The organism is Dyadobacter sp. CY345, assembly GCF_021502725.1.
Taxonomy (GTDB): Bacteria; Bacteroidota; Bacteroidia; order Cytophagales; family Spirosomataceae; genus Dyadobacter.
The window spans coordinates 103,997-121,152 of sequence record NZ_JAKFFS010000007.1 but is presented as its reverse complement, the minus strand read 5'-3'; the positions used below and the strand labels follow the sequence as shown (position 1 = coordinate 121,152).

The 17,156-nt window shown below is 39.2% G+C and carries 19 protein-coding genes and 1 tRNA gene; 14 read left to right on the top strand and 6 right to left on the bottom strand.

Translation table 11 applies throughout. The features are described 5' to 3' along the window. Positions 1-4: 4 nt before the first annotated feature. The 3 genes from L0657_RS25830 (at position 5) to L0657_RS25820 (ending at position 2,844) form a co-directional block, all read left to right on the top strand. A complete protein-coding gene (locus L0657_RS25830) occupies positions 5-940 on the top strand; it encodes a DUF4249 domain-containing protein (protein WP_235153675.1) in 936 nt (311 codons plus the stop codon). Positions 941-1,016: 76 nt separating this feature from the next. Then, entirely contained in the window at positions 1,017-2,138 is a 1,122-nt protein-coding gene (locus tag L0657_RS25825) for a sensor histidine kinase (RefSeq protein ID WP_235153674.1), read from the top strand. A gap of 1 nt (position 2,139) precedes the next feature. Further along, the gene (locus L0657_RS25820) at positions 2,140-2,844 is read left to right on the top strand and encodes a LytTR family DNA-binding domain-containing protein (RefSeq protein WP_235153673.1); all 705 of its coding nucleotides are present in this window, start codon (positions 2,140-2,142) and stop codon (positions 2,842-2,844) included. A gap of 284 nt (positions 2,845-3,128) precedes the next feature. Here L0657_RS25820 and L0657_RS25815 read toward each other — a convergent pair whose 3' ends face one another. From L0657_RS25815 to tilS, 5 genes are all read right to left on the bottom strand, one after another. Next, positions 3,129-3,536 carry a hypothetical protein gene (locus L0657_RS25815; protein ID WP_235153672.1) on the bottom strand — a complete coding sequence of 136 codons (408 nt, stop codon included), beginning with the start codon at positions 3,534-3,536 and terminating at the stop codon, positions 3,129-3,131. 210 nt (positions 3,537-3,746) lie between these two features. Continuing rightward, complete coding sequence (locus L0657_RS25810; RefSeq protein ID WP_235153671.1) at positions 3,747-4,076, bottom strand: hypothetical protein; 330 nt, start codon at positions 4,074-4,076, stop codon at positions 3,747-3,749. A 54-nt stretch (positions 4,077-4,130) separates the two neighbouring features. Beyond that, complete coding sequence (locus L0657_RS25805; protein ID WP_235153670.1) at positions 4,131-4,406, bottom strand: carboxypeptidase-like regulatory domain-containing protein; 276 nt, start codon at positions 4,404-4,406, stop codon at positions 4,131-4,133. Positions 4,407-5,163: 757 nt separating this feature from the next. After that, positions 5,164-5,248 (bottom strand) — tRNA-Ser (locus L0657_RS25800). Positions 5,249-5,425: 177 nt separating this feature from the next. Next, the gene (tilS, locus tag L0657_RS25795) at positions 5,426-6,775 is read right to left on the bottom strand and encodes a tRNA lysidine(34) synthetase TilS (RefSeq protein WP_235153669.1); all 1,350 of its coding nucleotides are present in this window, start codon (positions 6,773-6,775) and stop codon (positions 5,426-5,428) included. Between the two features lie 237 nt (positions 6,776-7,012). Between tilS and L0657_RS25790 the strand changes: the two genes are divergently transcribed. The 11 genes from L0657_RS25790 (at position 7,013) to L0657_RS25740 (ending at position 16,571) form a co-directional block, all read left to right on the top strand. Continuing rightward, positions 7,013-8,500 (top strand): OstA-like protein, encoded by a 1,488-nt coding sequence (locus tag L0657_RS25790; protein ID WP_235153668.1) that lies wholly within the window; start codon positions 7,013-7,015, stop codon positions 8,498-8,500. 172 nt (positions 8,501-8,672) lie between these two features. Further along, a complete protein-coding gene (locus tag L0657_RS25785) occupies positions 8,673-9,287 on the top strand; it encodes a T9SS type A sorting domain-containing protein (protein ID WP_235153667.1) in 615 nt (204 codons plus the stop codon). A 75-nt stretch (positions 9,288-9,362) separates the two neighbouring features. Then, positions 9,363-10,286, top strand: a complete 924-nt coding sequence (locus tag L0657_RS25780) for an outer membrane protein assembly factor BamD (RefSeq protein ID WP_235153666.1) — start codon at positions 9,363-9,365, stop codon at positions 10,284-10,286. Positions 10,287-10,344: 58 nt separating this feature from the next. After that, positions 10,345-10,656, top strand: a complete 312-nt coding sequence (locus L0657_RS25775; RefSeq protein WP_090341736.1) for a DNA-directed RNA polymerase subunit omega — start codon at positions 10,345-10,347, stop codon at positions 10,654-10,656. A 156-nt stretch (positions 10,657-10,812) separates the two neighbouring features. Beyond that, on the top strand, positions 10,813-12,021 hold the full coding sequence (gene coaBC, locus L0657_RS25770) for a bifunctional phosphopantothenoylcysteine decarboxylase/phosphopantothenate--cysteine ligase CoaBC (RefSeq protein WP_235153665.1): 1,209 nt from the start codon (positions 10,813-10,815) through the stop codon (positions 12,019-12,021). Beyond that, on the top strand, positions 12,018-12,941 hold the full coding sequence (locus L0657_RS25765; protein WP_235153664.1) for a DUF4835 family protein: 924 nt from the start codon (positions 12,018-12,020) through the stop codon (positions 12,939-12,941). The genes coaBC and L0657_RS25765 overlap by 4 nt, the downstream gene beginning before the upstream one ends. Positions 12,942-12,969: 28 nt before the next feature. Next, positions 12,970-13,200, top strand: coding sequence for a hypothetical protein (locus L0657_RS25760; RefSeq protein WP_235153663.1), 231 nt, complete (start codon positions 12,970-12,972; stop codon positions 13,198-13,200). Positions 13,201-13,354: 154 nt separating this feature from the next. Beyond that, complete coding sequence (gene recN / locus L0657_RS25755) at positions 13,355-15,010, top strand: DNA repair protein RecN (protein WP_235153662.1); 1,656 nt, start codon at positions 13,355-13,357, stop codon at positions 15,008-15,010. A 27-nt stretch (positions 15,011-15,037) separates the two neighbouring features. Continuing rightward, the gene (locus L0657_RS25750; protein ID WP_235153661.1) at positions 15,038-15,469 is read left to right on the top strand and encodes a viral A-type inclusion protein; all 432 of its coding nucleotides are present in this window, start codon (positions 15,038-15,040) and stop codon (positions 15,467-15,469) included. 5 nt (positions 15,470-15,474) lie between these two features. Beyond that, on the top strand, positions 15,475-16,134 hold the full coding sequence (locus L0657_RS25745) for an SCO family protein (RefSeq protein ID WP_235153660.1): 660 nt from the start codon (positions 15,475-15,477) through the stop codon (positions 16,132-16,134). Between the two features lie 23 nt (positions 16,135-16,157). Next, on the top strand, positions 16,158-16,571 hold the full coding sequence (locus L0657_RS25740; RefSeq protein WP_235153659.1) for a cytochrome c: 414 nt from the start codon (positions 16,158-16,160) through the stop codon (positions 16,569-16,571). Here the strand turns inward: L0657_RS25740 and lptC are convergent. After that, positions 16,568-17,152 (bottom strand): LPS export ABC transporter periplasmic protein LptC, encoded by a 585-nt coding sequence (gene lptC, locus L0657_RS25735; protein WP_235153658.1) that lies wholly within the window; start codon positions 17,150-17,152, stop codon positions 16,568-16,570. The genes L0657_RS25740 and lptC overlap by 4 nt on opposite strands. Positions 17,153-17,156 lie beyond the last annotated feature (4 nt).

Here is a 17,156-nt window from a genome sequence, read left to right as displayed (position 1 = left end):
TAATATGTCATCCAAAGCCATTCGCATCTGTTTACGACATCTATGCTTACTCACCATCCCTTTTTTATGGGCTTGTGACGACGAAATTGATTTGACAGTTTCTTCGGCTGATCCAATAATCAACATAGATGCCTGGATAAACGACAAGCCCGAAACCCAGCGTATTTATCTGACGTTCACTCAGGATTATTTCGAAAATAACAGTCTTCCGCCGGTAGTTCGCGGAGCAAAAGTGACCGTTACAGACGATGAAGGGAACATTTATGAATTTACCGAAGAAAGTAACAATGTAAACGGCGCCTACAGCTGGCAGCCGGGCAAGGGTGGAAAACTAGGTAATGTCGGCAAAAGCTATACTTTAAATGTTGTCTATAATGGCGAAACGTTCACGGCTACATCTGTCATGAAGCGCGTCCCGCCCGTAGACAGTCTTACCTTGTCGTATCAGGAGGGACAGGGAATGATGGACGACAGTTACCGCGCAGAGTTTTGGGCAACAGATCCGTCAGGCAAAGGTGATAGCTATTGGATCCGGGCATACAAAAACGGGCAGCTGCTTAATAAAGCGAGTGAAGTTACAACAGCATACGACGCCGGAACTTCTTCGGGAAGCGGCTTCGATGGTGTAACTTTCATTTCACCAATCAGAATCGGGATCAACGCAAACGACTTTGATGAAGACGACAGGCCGGAATCTCCCTTGGCCAATGGAGATTCAATTTATGTAGAAATTCATTCGATCAATCTCGTATCATTTAACTATCTGGCCGAAGTCGTTTCGCAGGCGGACAGAATGGGTGGAATTTCAGAATTGTTCACTTCAGCTCCATTGGCCAACGTATCAACAAACATTGTGAATTCAAATCCGAACGGATCTTTGGTTGTCGGCTTTTTTAACGTGGCTGCCGTATCAGGATTGGGGAAGAAATTTTACTTCTGATTTTAGTAACTACAATTCAAGACTTTGCAACAGAATGAGCATTTAACAGGTACAGGCAACAAATTATCTTTTGATTATGGCCATTTTAGACGGGCAACGGCTTACCCAAAAGCGCTTTCTGTTAGATTATCGGTTTTGGTTACATGTAACCGGTTGGTCTGCGTTTTTCGCTGCTCCCTTAATTTTGCCTATTCCTATTTTTGAGCATCTGCCAGAATATTATGTCAATTATCTGTTCATTACCAGAGTTATAATCAACCTGATACTCGTTGGAATTTTTTATCTTAACCTTCTTCGTTTAACACCTAAATTGCTGTTAAACAGAAGCTTAATCCAATTTTTATTATATCTCGCAGTATTATTTTCGATGATGATACTGCTGGATAACCTGCTGCTAAGAAATATCAAAAATGATCTGCAAATGTATTTTTCGGATATAGTTGAAAACGATTTATTTTTTAGGGATTTGAATGAAAATACTATTTTTACTTCGCCCCAGTTTTTCGCTAATCTGATCATGTTTGCGCTGATCATACTTTCCAGTTCGTTGTGGGCAGTTTTGACAGACCGAATGCGTCAGCAGGAATTTAGTCAGCAAATGTTGTATGAAAAAACAAGCGCGGAATTGGCGGTACTTCGTCTTCAGATCAGTCCACATTTTCTTTTTAACACACTCAATAATATTCGCTGGCTCACGCGGATTAAGTCTGATCTGGCTGAAACTTCGGTGATGGAATTATCTGAAATACTCAGATATATGCTTTTTCAGGTAACGCATCATCAGGTGAATCTGCACGATGAAATTATGTATTTGAAAAGGTACGTAAATCTGCAAAAATTAAGAATTCATCCCAAGGCGGAAATCGATATTTCCTGTGTTGGTGATCATCAGGACGTTAGGATTGAACCTCTTCTTTTCATGCCTTTTGTCGAAAATGCTTTCAAATTTGGGCTGCATCCTGACCATTCCCCAAAAATATCAATTTACTTATCAGTGAAAGATTATGAACTTTTATTTAGATGCAAAAATCAGTGTTTTGAGTTGGCAAATGATGAAGAAATAACCGGAACTGGCCAGGGACTGCTAAATGTAAAAAAAAGGCTTGAACTTCATTATCCCCAAACGCACACTTTAACGATAAATCACGACGAACATTTTTTTTCTGTTGAATTGAAATTAAGCTTGAAACATGAATAAAATGAGGTGTATGGCGGTCGATGATGAGCCATTTGCATTAGAAATCCTGGCGGATGACATCAGCAAAATTAAAACGCTGGATCTGGTCAGAACATGTCGAAGCGCATCGGATGCCAGGAGGGTTCTTGATTATATGGATTTTGATCTTATCTTTTTAGATATACAAATGCCTGGACTGTCCGGATTACAACTGCTATCGCAAATGCAAAAGCCACCGATGGTGATTCTTACAACTGCTTTCGAGCAATATGCAGTTAAGGCATTCGAACTAAATGTTATCGACTACTTGCTGAAACCAATTTCTTTTGAAAGGCTCATCGCAGCAGCCGACAAAGCGCTTTCAATGCGTCAATTAAAAATACCCCAACAGCATTCAGCAGATCCGCTGGCAGCGCTATTTGTCAAGTCTGAATATCAGACAATTAAAATTCTTCATTCTGATATTTTGTATATTGAAGGTTTGAAGGATTACGTTAAAATATTTACCATTTCGAGATCTGCCCCGTTGCTTACAAGGATGAACGTAAAAGGAATTCTTTCGCTCCTCCCAGCTAATCTTTTCTGCCGGGTGCATCAATCATACATCGTGTCTATCGAAAAAATCGAAGCATTTCAAAAGAGAAAAATATGGATTACTGACAAAGAGATACCTGTTGGAAACCAGTTCTCCAACAATTTCAATACCATTTACCAATCAAAAAAATGATAAAGGTATTTTGTTAATTTTTAAATTAGTCCCGGCCAGAATAAAAACCAAGATCCCCAAATTTCTCCGTCCCGATAATTGAAAATGTTACCTTTCTAAACAATCATTAATAAAAACAACTTCATATGAACAACAAAAGGCGGTTCGTAACACCGAACGGCCTTCTGTTGTCTGATATTAAAAAAAACTGTTGATAATGGTCTATTTCACTATAAAGATCTTCTTCGACAAGTCGCCATGTTTGATGATGTAAGTGCCGGCTGGCCAGTTTGCTGTTAAGGTCGTTATGGACAATTATCTGAAATTACCAACCTTCTTTTACCTTTTATTCGTATTTTATTATTCACGAGCAATCGGGCTAGTATAGCCGCTCCTCCTAAACTACCACTGATGGTGGCAGCTTCCTTGGTCACCGTTTTCTCGTTTATCACACTCGCTAAGAAGTAACCTATACTAGCCAGAAAGAAAATCTTCTCGTACTTATATTTAAAAACATACCATATCTTCGTTTTCTCGTCGACATATAGGTGACTGATTTCCTTGGGATTGATTTTGTAATTACTGACAACGAATACGCTATCCTCAAATCCTAAAATCTGAAACGTATATGTCGTTTTATCGTTATGAAGGCGAAAACTGATTGGATCACCTTTTTTATAAAAAGCAGTTCTTCCCCTATTTTTTTGAAACATTAAACACTCCTGTCCGCAACAAATCGTTTGTAAACCTAGCAAAATAAAGAGCATACGTACTTTAACCGTTGCTATAATCGATAACGGCCTCATTAGTTCAGTAAAGTAACAAAGTAGCAAAGATTCATTTTTGTTTTCGTCCATTTATCCTGCCTTGCAATTCGAAAATAACTGGAATTACCAGATGACATTGCTCCGGGAATAAATATTTTAGCATTCTCTCCTTCTTTGATGGTGTGCTCCAGCCATTGTATTGTATGGAGATAGCAAAATCGGTTTCAAAAACAACATTGTACTCACCATATCAACTTTGATCCAGCTTGTCTTAAAATCTACAATGTCGACATACAAATCCGTATTAAGAAGTTGCTTGTCGGGAAAATTGTTTTTTAGTGAATAAATATTCACATGCAGCTTGATCTTGCTGAAATTATTTGCAGAAAAAAACCAACTGAAATCTTTTATCACTGCCGGAAATTTTTCTGGCTGGAACCTCATTCCAATTTCTGTACCCAGCACAATCTGTTTCTTGGGATGCATGGCTATTTGAATAAATCCACCTGATTTGGTTCTACCCACCACCTCAGTAGTTTCTTAATTAACAAAAACCTTAATTGTATGATATCCAATGCGACTGATCTGCAACTTGTCTGTCAAATTTTCCTCTTTCAGATTCAAAGAGAATCTGCCGGTAGTGTTGGAGATTGTTATGAGTGATTTATTGAGAACACCAATATTTACATACGACAAGGGCGTCCGATCTTTTTCATCAACCAGTACTCCTTTTAATTCAATCTGGCCCGTATTGGTTTGCGCGCAGGTGATATTAAATGCAAACAATGAGAGGTAAAAGATGGCAAATCGTATCATGTAATTTTCCTAGTTATGGGCTCATAAAGATAGGCAATTCACCAAGTACAATTGTATTTGTGCCAGTTAAATGGTCGTTCTAAAAGCAACTCAAGCAATAGCACTGTTTTCTTCATCCAGAGCATCCCAGCGACATATTATTCGGATTTCTTGAAAAGCGTCCATATTTAACTGCTGCACAGGAAAGCGTCTGTCATTTGCAGTGCTTTTTGGAAAACATTCTTTGGCTAATGGTCCTGTACTGGTTGCTATATCCAATTTCTGTCTTGCCGCCAGCCACAATGGCAACTATATTTCCATTACCACCTTTTGCAGATTTGTTTGTTAGAATTGTGTAAAGTTCACCACGAGAAACACTGGTTGCATCAATCGAAAGGAGTTGACCTAGGTTCTTGAGTTAAAGAAGCCTTTTTTTCATGACCTCTTTGGTCCCAATCTTTAAAACCACGGAACTGACGTAAAAGGTCTTTGCCATTGACTCTTTCAAAAGAGCCATTCTGACTTCTTTACATGAGTCAGTACGTAATTTTGAATTATAAAATTTGGTAAGATTTACTCAATAAGGGGCAAGAAATTTTCTAAGACAAATAGGTTTGATTTATAACACAAACCAAGAAGAATCATATAAGCTCCATAAATTTTTGACTGATCCCAGAACCTAGGGAATTTTCTTTTTAAGAATTGGCTTAAAACAAAGAAAACCACATACTTGCATATGTGGTTTAGATCGCGATTACGCCTCATGATGGTAAAAATGCAGAGAGAGAGGGATTCGAACCCCCGGTAGGTTACCCTACAACGGTTTTCAAGACCGCCGCATTCGACCACTCTGCCATCTCTCTGTGTGCTTCGGCGTATCCGAAACGTGGTGCAAAGGTAGAAAGAAAAGTTATACTTGCAATAGTGGAGGAAAATAATTCGAAATGTTTTTTTCGACAAAAGGCTGTCTCCGCGGTTAAGCACTTGTTTTTTAACACCTTCTGGAAAAATATTTTTATGAAAATATTAAATTATGTTTTTCATGGCGCCGCACTATTCAATTGTTGCGTAATCAATAAAATTTCAGTTGCCTCTTTCACAACTTTATATCGATCATCGAGCCTAAATCCGACGACCCAAACAATATCCCCGTTTTTATTTACCAAAACTTTCACTTTTTGCTTTTCATTTAGGCTTAATTTTAAATCAATCATAAGGTCGCTGACTTTTTTTCTTTTACCGGCCATACCAAACGGGCAAAAGCTGTCTCCCTTTTCCCAGGATCTGATAGACAAAGGAAATTCGAGTTTGTCCAGGTTCAAATACGCCATGGATTTATCTGATCCCGGTGTGAGATCCGGGATATTTGATATGGCGTTTAATAAAAAAACAACATCCCCCATTTGATATTCTCCGGAAGGTCGGCTGATTTCAATTAAATTGCTAGCATCACTTTTCATCTTCGAAATAATAAAATAATCTCTGTCTTTAAGGATCTGATGGGTTTCGGAATAAAAAACTTTTCCTGAGCTTCCTTCCGCGGAAGTATAAATATCTGCTGATTGAGCATAGCTAAAACCAAAATCCTGTAAAATAAACCACAACCTATATTTTGGTTCCGAAGACATCAGTAACGAAGAAATTGAAATGTAATACTCCTCTCCCTCTTTCCTGACAGCTTCTTCTTTCCAGTCATTTAAAAAGAAACTCACCAAGTTCTCAGCTGACCTCATCCGCTCTGAAGTGGTTTTAAATGTGGATTCAAGAGAAGGATTGATCGTTTTCAAAACCGGCATCACCTCATGTCTAATCAAATTACGCTTATAATGGGTACTTGAATTTGAGCTATCCTCACGCCAGCTTAGATTGTACTCTTTGACGTATTCATAAATTTCTTCTCTCGAAGCAAACATCAGAGGACGAATGAGCACATTATTTTGAGCCGCGATACCATGCATCCCCGCCAGGCCAGTACCCCTGACTAAATTTAAAATGACCGTTTCGAATGAGTCATTGGCATGATGCGCAGTAGCAATCCAGTTGTAGTCGTTTTCATTCTTTATTTCATCAAACCAACGATAACGAAGATCGCGGGCCGCCATTTGTGTTGAAATACCTTCTTCCTTAGCATAACCCTTCGTTGAAAAATGCTTTACATAAAAAGGGAATTTGTAAGTAGCAGCGAGATGCCTGACAAAAACCTCATCCTCATTCGACTCCTCGCCGCGCAATCCGAAATTACAATGAGCAATACCGGCCTCAAATCCTGCCTGATGAAATAGATGGGCAAGCACCACTGAATCCATTCCTCCGCTAACCGTTAACAGCGTTGACTTTTTATGAAGATCAAATTTTTGTTGGTTAATAAAAGTTAAAAAAGCTTCCAACATACCATGAAGAGTTGTAATTGATGTAATTTTGGCAAATATATCAACAGACTACTTTTACCGGGCTCACGAAAATGAGGTAGAACTACCCGTTTCAAAGGTAAAGGAAACCACAGCAAGATGAAGAAAAAATTATTTATAAAAGTTTGCAACCCTTTTAAACTTTTGTGCGTCATATTGATCAAAGACAATATATTAAAACTGACGTTCTTTACCATACTGTTTAGCTCGCCATATATTATGGCACAGCAAGTTACGCCGTCTTCGCAGCAAGGACCGACAAGTGATATTGTAGAGCTTTTAAAATCGGACGAACTGGAATTGATCAGTGAAAATGGTGTTGACAGCCGCCGTGTTGTCAACGGGATTTTCAAACACAAAGGTGCGCTTTTATATAGCAATCTTGCGATCCAAAATGTCAGTACAAACATTATTGAGGCATACGGAAATGTCAGGATCGTACAGGGCGATACGATAACGGTCACAGGCGACACGTTGCACTATTTCGGAAATTCGAGGTTAGCCATTGTAAGTGGAAAAAAAACGGTTTTGAAAGATAAGGTTAAAACCCTGACGACCCGGAAAATGGAGTATAATATGGCATCCGGAGTGGCTTATTACCGAGTTCCTGGTAGAACGGTGGATGTGGAAAATGTTCTGACCAGCAACGAGGGTTTTTATAATACGAACACAAAGGAATTTACTTATTATAAAAAAGTAAAGCTGGTCAACAAAAAATATACGTTAACGACCGATACTTTGCTCTATAATTCCGTCACAAAGTGGTCGTATTTTAATGGGCCGAGTAAAATTGTGAATAAAGACGGAACGCTGTTGAGCAATAAGGGCGCATATAATTCTCAGACGGGAGAGTCGGTATTTGCAACCAGAACCACCGTTGATAACGAAACTTATACGTTAACAGCTGATTCTTTATCCGTTGATGGACAAAAGAATAATGGACAGGGAAAAGGAAATGTTGTCATTGTTGCTAAAAAAGACAATACCATCCTGAACGGGGATCACGGGTTTTACCGAAAAGCAGAAGGTTTCTCAAAAATATATGGTCATGCGTACGTGCGAAATGTAATCTCAAAGGATACTTTATTTATCAGAGCCGACACTTTGTATTCTTTTGAAAACGCTCGGGACAGCACGCGAAGATTGGTTGGGGACAGAAATGTGTTTATCTACAAATCGGATTTTCAAGGAAAATGTGATTCGATAAGTTATGATACCGCTGATTCAACCATTCTGTTTTTCAAAAAGCCGATTCTGTGGAGCAATCAGCATTATCAGATGGAAGGTGATACGATAAGTGCTTTTCTGGTGAATAATGCAATTAACCGGATGCTTTTAAAAAGTAAGGCATTTGTAATTACAGAAGACACTTTGGTACAGCAATTTAACCAGGTAAAAGGACGAACAATAAACGCATATTTCGCAGCAGAAAGTAAACTGCGGCAGGTGTTGGTTGACGGAAATGGTGAAAGCGTTTATTATGCGATTGACGATAAGGAAAAAATGATTGGTTTGAATCGTGTAGAGTGTGGAAGAATGAACCTTCTTTTTGTGGATAACCGGGTAAATAGAATCGCATTTATTGGGAAACCAGATGGAAGATTAATCCCGCCTCGACAGATTAAACCGATTGAAAGACAACTCGATGGCTTTAATTGGCGCGTTTCTGACAAGCCTACCCGGTTAAAGACATTATGGTTGGAATAATTTAACGATTTGTGCTAGCAAAATCTTTTTGGGCACGGTTATTTTATGTCAGAAAATAAATATGCTCGTTCACACAATATATTTTGATGTTCCAATTTTTTCTCTATATTTTTGTAAGGTACTTTTTGAATGAGACTAGTAGAAGTTGCTAAAAGTATTACGAATAATTGCTATGAAGAAAACTATACTTTACCTTATCATATGTACATTCTTTATCTGGACCGGAATCCAGGCACAGACCGTTACCAACGGTAGCCGCCTAAATATTGCTCCAAAAAAGAAGTCGATGACTACCGGAAATTTGAAATTTTCAAATGCTCCGGAAGTGCTGAATTATAAGCCGTTGTCTGATCAGAAACCAATGGCCTTGAATAAATTTTACCGTACGCTCCTATTTTCAAATGCAACTACTGCTGAAAGTACGGCAGTGTCTACAACAGAGACTATTGAAAAAAGTGCTGAAAAACGCAATCCTTCGACTGAAGCAACTGTACGGGTTGAAGAGCAGCTTTACACCAGCGATAGAATAACGGTTTCAAATATTTACCCAAATCCTGCCAGCGAATATGCCGAATTGGACTATGCAATGGCGGGAGAAATTAGGGATGCGAAACTAATTTTTTATAATGTTCTCGGAACTCAGATGCAGGCATATTCTTTGTCAAAAAATGAAACAAAGCTTCGGATCAATACACGGGAAATGTCAACTGGGCTATATTTCTACCAACTTGCATTGGATGGGAAAAAGGTTGCAACAAAAAAAATGCTCGTACGCCATCAACAATAGATTTTTTACAATACTATAATCAGCTACGCATTCGTTAGGAATGATGTAGCTTTTTTTTATTATCTTTGCAGCTATATGCTAAAAAACAACCGTGCAAGTTACTTCTTGCTATTTTTTGCCGTACTTATTATTACTTCCTGTAGCAAATTTTCGAAGTTGCAGAAAACTGGGACAGACCAGCAGAAGTATGATGCAGCCATGACTTACTATAAGAAGGGTGACTTCTATCGGTCAGGGCTTTTGTTTGAAGAACTTATTCCCTTGTTGAAAGGTAGTAATGAATCGGAGCTCGCTCAGTTCTATTATGCGTATACCCAATATCAGCAAGGCCAGTATAATACCAGTCAATTCTTGTTTAAAAAGTTTTACGATACTTACGCAAGAAGTGATTATGCCCAGGAAGCATTATACATGCACGCTTTTTCATTGTATAAAGATTCAGCCCCTCACAACTTAGATCAGGCGAGTACCTTCACCGCAATTTCTGCGATGCAGGATTTTATAAATACTTATCCGCAAAGTACTTTTCGCGATGAATGTACGCGTTACATTCTTGAACTTCGTGAAAAACTGGAATTGAAAGCTTACGACAAGGCAAAGTTGTATTACAAGATCAGCGATTTTAATATGATGTCGCTTAAATCGGCGGTTATATCTATTGATAATTTCCGTAAGGATTTTCCGGATTCTAAATTCAATGAAGAACTTGCTTATCTGAAAGTTGAATCTCAGTATAACCTTGCTTCAAACAGTTTCAGTGTAAAACAAAAAGACAGATATCTTGACGTCGTTAAGTTTTACAAGGAAATGGTTGATAAATATCCTACCGGAAAGTACTTGCGAGATGCAGAAAAGATGTTTGACAATAGCCAGAAAGAACTGGAAATATTGACTCAGGCGGAAAAAGAGCGTCAGAAACAATTGGAAGCTCAGCCAGACTCTGGTTCGAAACCTACTAAGGTTACGGCATCCACAAGCACTGACCAAAAACAAAATTAATTAACCAGTTTTTCTGTTTCTGAAATAAAGATTTTTAACTATATCATCAAAAGTAAGCATGGCAACGAATCCATCCATCATTACCCGCGATACGGACAAAATAGCTGACGTAACAGGGAATTTATATGAGTCGGTATCGGTAATCTCAAAAAGAGCACGTCAGATATCAAGCAAAATGAAAGAGGAACTTAATAACAAGCTTGCTGAGTTCGCTTCGGGAGTTGACAATTTGGAAGAGGTTTTTGAAAACCGTGAACAAATTGAAATCTCCAAATTTTATGAGCGTATGCCTAAAGCTGGCAGCATTGCAATCGACGAGTTCATTGAAGGAAAAACTTATCACGGTTACAGAGATACAACTGAAGAATAGTTTCGATTATTCTTTTTGATAAAAAACCAGTCGTAAACATTAATTTTGTTCTTACGACTGGTTTATTCTTTTCCGGCATTCTTAGTTATAAGCAAAATACAACTTTCATTAAAATGCCAGAGTCTTCACAATAAACGTGCATTTGCATTTATACAATTGAGTCTGAATGGTAAAAAAATATTGCTGGGGGTATCAGGCAGCATTGCAGCGTACAAATCGGCTTTACTTGTTAGGTTATTGATCAAGGAGGGCGCAGAAGTTCAGGTTGTTATGACTGAGTCTGCACATCAGTTTATCACACCATTGACCCTGGCAACACTTTCCAAACGCCCGGTTTACACATCCTTCACGCAAACCGATAACGGAACCTGGAACAATCACGTCGATTTGGGTTTGTGGGCCGATCTGATAATTATAGCTCCGGCGTCGGCAAGAACACTCTCGAAATGTGCGACAGGAAATTGCGAAGACTTATTAACTGCCGTTTATCTTTCCGCCCGATGTCTGGTATTTTTTGCTCCTGCGATGGATGTGGATATGTACCGTCACCCTTCTACACAAAATAATATTAAAAGTCTGCTCAGTTTTGGAAACAAAATCATTGAAGCAGAATTTGGAGAACTGGCGAGTGGATTAATTGGGGAAGGAAGACTTGCAGAACCGGAGAAAATTGTTGCGCAAATCGTTAAGCAATTTGCGGCAAAGGCGGTCGCCAGAAATAAAAGAGTTTTGATCACAGCCGGACCGACTGCAGAACCAATAGATCCCGTCCGCTATATCAGCAATCGTTCTTCGGGAAAAATGGGATACGCGCTGGCGAAAGCCTTCGCGCAGGCTGGTGCCACTGTCACATTGGTAAGCGGACCGACAAATCTGGCCACGCCGGACGAGACGATCAGACGCGTAAATGTCGAAACGGCAAAGCAAATGTATGAAGCAACAAAGGATCATTTCGAAGAAAGTGATCTTGTCATATTTTCCGCAGCCGTTGCAGATTATACTCCTGCCTATGTGTCTGACCAGAAAATAAAAAAGCAAGGCAATGATATGAATCTGGAACTTATAAAAACAGACGATATCGCCGGGAGCCTCGGTCAGCAGAAAAAGGAGGGCCAGCTTTTAATTGGCTTTGCTTTGGAAACTGAACATGAGCTGGATTATGCACTTGACAAATTGCGTCGCAAAAACTTTGACTACATTATTTTAAATTCTTTAAATGATGCCGGCTCCGGTTTTGCACACGATACCAATAAAATTACCGTTATTGACAGACGGGAAAATATCACTAAGTTTTCCCTGAAATCTAAACATGAAGTTGCACAAGATATTTTAAAAATTATTCTGGATAAATGGAGCGAAGTATGAAAAGGTTTATCATTCTCTTTTTGTGTTTAACAGGTGCATTCGCGAAAACTGCATTTGCTCAGGAGCTTCAATTTACTGTAAGTCTCAATTACGATCAGTTGGTTGCACAGCAGAAAACTGATCCGCAATCGATGGCCAAATTACAGTCGTATATCTCCGATTTTTTAAATAATACAAGCTGGACAAGAGAAACTTTTGGCAAGGATGAACGCGTAAAGTGCAAGTTGAACATTAACCTCATCCGTTCAGTTTCCCAGGGTAGCTTCGAAGGTACGGCCCAACTTGTGATTTCGCGTCCGGTATTTAATTCTGCATATGAAACTGTGCTTTTAAGTTATGTTGACAGGAATTTCAACTTCAACTATCTTCCTACGACGCAGATGTATTTCAATGAAAACAGCTATACTGATGAGCTTCCTTACGTTCTCGCATTTTATGCTTACACAGCCCTAATTTTTGATTTTGACTCATTCAGTAATTTAGGTGGCACGCCTTACCTCCAAAGAGCGTTCAATATTGCAAACCTGGCGAGCACAGCGGGCGCGGGCGCAAAAGGGTGGGATCAACGCAAAGGAAATGGCGATTCGAGAAACCGGTATTGGCTTATAGAAAATCTGATGAGCCAGCAGTTTGTTCCTTTCCGGGAGAGTCTTTACAATTACTACCGTCAGGGCTTGGACGTTGCCACGCAGAATCCTGCTCAGACGCGCACCAAAACATTGGACCTTTTAAATTCCGCCAAGGCAGTTGCCCAATTAAGACCGGGAAGCGTTGTTATAAATTCTTTTTTTGATGCAAAGTCAGATGAGATTTTCCAGATTATGAAAGAGGCGACTCCGGAAGAAAAAAGGGCTGCACAAACGATATTGGTTAATCTTGACCCTTCAAAGACACAACTATACCAGAGACTTTCTCAGTAATTTTAACGACTTGTATCCAAATTAAATCATGAGTAAACGATTGACGCGAATCGCTTCAAAAAATATCCTGGCAGAACTTGGAGACACCTCAAATGGATTAGAGATCAATTCCGTTTCTTATACAGGACATACATGTTTTGGGAAATTAGTATCGGTGACAGCTGAATTTTTAACAATGCTCGACAACCGGCAGCATACGCATAAATTCGCGATAGCGGATATTTTCGAAGTTGTATATGACGAAAAAAGCAAATTTTGAATTTTGTAGCGGATTGCAAAACCCATATCAGTTATTAAAGAACCAGTATCGTTTCCTAATTGTTGATAACATAGCTATATTCGTATCCAGGACGAATGGCCTGATTTTTTCATCAGCGGTTCTTACCAACCTTGACTATCTGCTTATTTAAGGCATGCTTTCAAATTTACTTATTAAAAACTACGCCCTGATCAAGCAACTGGAAATGTCGCCAGATCCGGGATTAAACATAATTACGGGCGAAACTGGCGCGGGTAAATCAATTATGCTTGGCGCCATAGGCCTTTTGCTGGGAAACAGAGCCGATGTTAAATCGCTGTATGACCCTGGTGAAAAATGTGTGATAGAAGGTAGTTTCGATTTGTCCGGCTATGATCTTGCACCCAATTTTGAGGAAGAAAATCTTGATTTTTCTGAGGAATGTATTGTCAGACGGGAAATATCTGTGGCGGGGAAATCCAGGGCTTTTATTAATGACACTCCGGTAAATCTGGATACATTAAAAAAAATCAGCGGCCAGCTACTGGATATTCATTCCCAACACGATTCTATTTTACTTGGAAGTAATGAATTTCAATTGCAGGTTGTCGATACCTACGCCCAGAATTTTTCTTTACTTCACAGTTACCGGAAGAATTTCAACATATATAAAGAAGCTGCAAGAGCTTACGAAAATCTGAAAAACGAAGCTGTTCAATTGCGTAAAGCCTTTGATTACGACCAGTTTTTATTTCAGGAATTAAGCAATGCCGGGCTGCAAAGCGATGAGCAAAACCAGCTGGAACAGGAACTTGTTATTTTGGAAAACGCAGTGGAAATCCGTGAGCGTCTTCAACTTGCTTATGCGTATCTTGACAATCCTGATAATTCCATCCTCGAATTCTTGAAAAGTGCGGTAGCAGCAATTGGACAAGCGAGTCGTTTGGTTTCTGCCTACGAACCTTTACGGGAGCGGGCACAAAGCAGTTTGATTGAACTTAGAGATCTGGCGGACGAGCTGGATTCCGTGAGTTCGTCAGTCGATATTGATGAAGGCAGAACTACCATTGTCCGAGAGCGCCTTGATTTGATTTATCAACTGCAAAAAAAACATCATGTTTCCTCAGTTCAGGAATTGATCGCGATTCAGGATTCACTTGAAAAAAAGGTTGGAACTGTTTTGAATCTTGACGAAGCACTTTTGAAAGCGCAGCAGAAAGCGTCCAAAAGTGAAGAGACAATGCTGAAAAGTGCGCAGGCATTATCTAAAGAACGGCATAAAGTTATCAAAGCGATTGAGACGGGCATTATCGAACGTCTTATTGAACTTGGTATTCCGAATGCGTCTCTCTCAATCAGGATTACTGAAATTGCTCCCACCACTGACGGTATCGATTCAATTGCTTTTCTGTTCAGCGGAAATAAAGGACTGGCACTTCAGGAACTCAGACAGGTTGCATCGGGCGGAGAATTTTCCCGTTTGATGATGGTCATTAAATATATTCTCGCTGGAAAAAGGAAATTGCCAACTATTATTTTCGACGAGATTGATACCGGCGTATCGGGAGAAATCGCTAAAAAAATGGGTAAGATGATGATTAAAATGTCGGATAATCACCAGATTATTGCAATTACGCATTTGCACCAAATCGCCAGCAGCGGGAAGGCACATTATTTTGTATACAAAGACCATTCATCTGAAAAGACTGTCAGTAAAATAAAAAAACTCACAAATGACGAGCGTATTATGGAAATTGCCCAAATGATCGGAGGCCATAATCCGACGGAATCTGTGATTGAAAATGCGCGTGAAATGATTTCAAAAGGATAACAATTAACCGAATAACCCTCAAAAAACATGAAACAATATATACTAGTATTGGCAATTAGTTGTCTGCTTTTTTCTTGTAATAAAGATGCTGACAAAGTATTGGAACTGGAAAGTGAAGTAATGCGTATTCATGATGATGTGATGCCGCAAATGGACGACATCATGACGCTGAAATCAAAATTATCAAAGAAGATAATACAGATGGACAGCCTTCAAAATGAAGGAATAGCGGGAAATAACCTTGCCCAGGAGCGTATTAAAGCGACGGAAATTAATCAAAAGCTTAATGAGTCGGATAAATTAATGATGGACTGGATGCACGCATATCGTGGAGATTCAGCGAAAAAATTGAAACCGACGGAGGCCATTCAATATTTCGAGGCGCAGAAAGATAAGATTGTATCAGTGAAAGAGATTACTTCCAAAAACATACAGGAAGCAAAAGCATTTTTAGATTAGTAATTATGAGTGGTTTAATGTTAAGGCGTTTTAATATAATTTTTGTTTTTGTACTGGCAGCGTTTTTGTCAGGCTGCAACAGTGGTGATAAAAAGCTGCCGATATTAGGGGAACGGGATGCGGTGAAGAAAATAGTGAATGGCGAAGAAGTTATTGATACGGTTTACAATACCATTCCCCCTTTCTCTTTTACTAACCAATATGGCGAAACAGTATCTGAAAAAGTAGTAGAAGGGAAAATTTATGTAACTGATTTTTTCTTTACCTCCTGCCCCACCATCTGTCCGGTTATGAAGCGAGAAATGCTTAAAGTTTATAAAGAATTCAAAGACAATCCGGATGTAATGATCTTATCGCATACGATTGATCCTGAGCATGATACACCAAAAGTTTTAAATATATTTGCAAAAGACCTTGGCGTAGAGGGAAAGCAATGGCAATTTTTGACAGGCCCCAAGGAAGACATTTATGCATTGGGCCAAAAAAGTTATTTATCCGCTGCGCAAGAAGACAAAACGGCAGAGGGTGGTTTTCTTCATAGCGGTGCGTTCATCTTAATTGATAAAGAAAAACATATCCGGGGCATGTACGATGGGACTACTGATGAAGGAACCCAGAAATTGATGCGTGATATGAAAATATTGCTGGAAGAATATAAAAAATAGTGTGTCGAAAAGACATTGAATTAATGATCAAAAGAGGATTTATAATCTTTATTGCGCTCGCTGCATTTTCTTGTCAAAGCGCAGAAGAGCTAAAAACGGAGCAATACTTCGCCGAAGGATATCAGATATACACGTTGAATTGTGCAAATTGCCATCAGGCTGACGGCGAGGGTATGGCAAATTTGTATCCGCCCCTTATTGGTTCAAAAATTATTCAGGACAAAGCTGCCATGGCTTGTATTATAAAATATGGCATGAAAGATACGATCATTGTGAATGGCAAACCATTTCACAGACCTATGCCTGCAAATCCTAAATTACAGGAGTTAGAAATCGCGGAAATTATCACATACGTGAATATGAAGTGGGGAAAAGATAGCCTTTTTACACCAATTGCAACGGTGACAAAAGCGTTGGAAAATTGCAAGGAAAATTAAAGCTCCTCAAACTTCATTTTGAAAGTCCCTTTTCTAAATTTGATGTGTGAAAAGTCTTGATCCGCATCCATACCGTTTCCATTAATTACGTCTTTCGTGATCATATTTTTGACGGTTACAAACTTGTCTGTAAAAACTTTTCTGGTTTCCGGGCTCCAGTTAAGCTCCGTTGTTGTTAGTATTTCCTTCGTCTCAGATTTCACTACACGCACATTCCCCTTCACAAGGTAAACATTTTTACGTTGGTCAAACCGGCCGGAGTCTGCGCGCAGACGGGTGATAACAGTCGTTCCGGTCGGGTCGTAGAAATGAATATTAACAGTATCAGGAAAAACTTTATCCTCATTTTGAAAACGAAGTTGCTTTGGCGTTTTCAATAATACCTTTAAAGCACCCTGTTCGCTGTATTTCACCTGTACCCCGTTAACTGTCTCAATGGGTCCGGTATAGGCTTTCCCAACCTTGTTTTTATTTTGCTCGCATGCGCTGAACATTATTCCGCAAAGCACCAGAAAGCAAAAAGGAGATATAAATTTATCTCCTTTTTGCTTTATCCTGAATATCTTTTTAATACCTAACATTCGT

Excerpts from the sequence above, each read along its gene's own strand:
- L0657_RS25830 (WP_235153675.1), top strand. The coding sequence starts at position 5 with ATGTCATCCAAAGCCATTCGCATCTGTTTACGACATCTATGCTTACTC.
- L0657_RS25825 (WP_235153674.1), top strand. The coding sequence starts at position 1,017 with ATGGCCATTTTAGACGGGCAACGGCTTACCCAAAAGCGCTTTCTGTTA.
- L0657_RS25820 (WP_235153673.1), top strand. The coding sequence starts at position 2,140 with ATGAGGTGTATGGCGGTCGATGATGAGCCATTTGCATTAGAAATCCTG.
- L0657_RS25815 (WP_235153672.1), bottom strand. The coding sequence starts at position 3,536 with ATGTTTCAAAAAAATAGGGGAAGAACTGCTTTTTATAAAAAAGGTGAT.
- L0657_RS25810 (WP_235153671.1), bottom strand. The coding sequence starts at position 4,076 with ATGCATCCCAAGAAACAGATTGTGCTGGGTACAGAAATTGGAATGAGG.
- L0657_RS25805 (WP_235153670.1), bottom strand. The coding sequence starts at position 4,406 with ATGATACGATTTGCCATCTTTTACCTCTCATTGTTTGCATTTAATATC.
- tilS (WP_235153669.1), bottom strand. The coding sequence starts at position 6,775 with ATGTTGGAAGCTTTTTTAACTTTTATTAACCAACAAAAATTTGATCTT.
- L0657_RS25790 (WP_235153668.1), top strand. The coding sequence starts at position 7,013 with ATGGCACAGCAAGTTACGCCGTCTTCGCAGCAAGGACCGACAAGTGAT.
- L0657_RS25785 (WP_235153667.1), top strand. The coding sequence starts at position 8,673 with ATGAAGAAAACTATACTTTACCTTATCATATGTACATTCTTTATCTGG.
- L0657_RS25780 (WP_235153666.1), top strand. The coding sequence starts at position 9,363 with ATGCTAAAAAACAACCGTGCAAGTTACTTCTTGCTATTTTTTGCCGTA.
- L0657_RS25775 (WP_090341736.1), top strand. The coding sequence starts at position 10,345 with ATGGCAACGAATCCATCCATCATTACCCGCGATACGGACAAAATAGCT.
- L0657_RS25765 (WP_235153664.1), top strand. The coding sequence starts at position 12,018 with ATGAAAAGGTTTATCATTCTCTTTTTGTGTTTAACAGGTGCATTCGCG.
- L0657_RS25760 (WP_235153663.1), top strand. The coding sequence starts at position 12,970 with ATGAGTAAACGATTGACGCGAATCGCTTCAAAAAATATCCTGGCAGAA.
- recN (WP_235153662.1), top strand. The coding sequence starts at position 13,355 with ATGCTTTCAAATTTACTTATTAAAAACTACGCCCTGATCAAGCAACTG.
- L0657_RS25750 (WP_235153661.1), top strand. The coding sequence starts at position 15,038 with ATGAAACAATATATACTAGTATTGGCAATTAGTTGTCTGCTTTTTTCT.
- L0657_RS25745 (WP_235153660.1), top strand. The coding sequence starts at position 15,475 with ATGAGTGGTTTAATGTTAAGGCGTTTTAATATAATTTTTGTTTTTGTA.
- L0657_RS25740 (WP_235153659.1), top strand. The coding sequence starts at position 16,158 with ATGATCAAAAGAGGATTTATAATCTTTATTGCGCTCGCTGCATTTTCT.
- lptC (WP_235153658.1), bottom strand. The coding sequence starts at position 17,152 with ATGTTAGGTATTAAAAAGATATTCAGGATAAAGCAAAAAGGAGATAAA.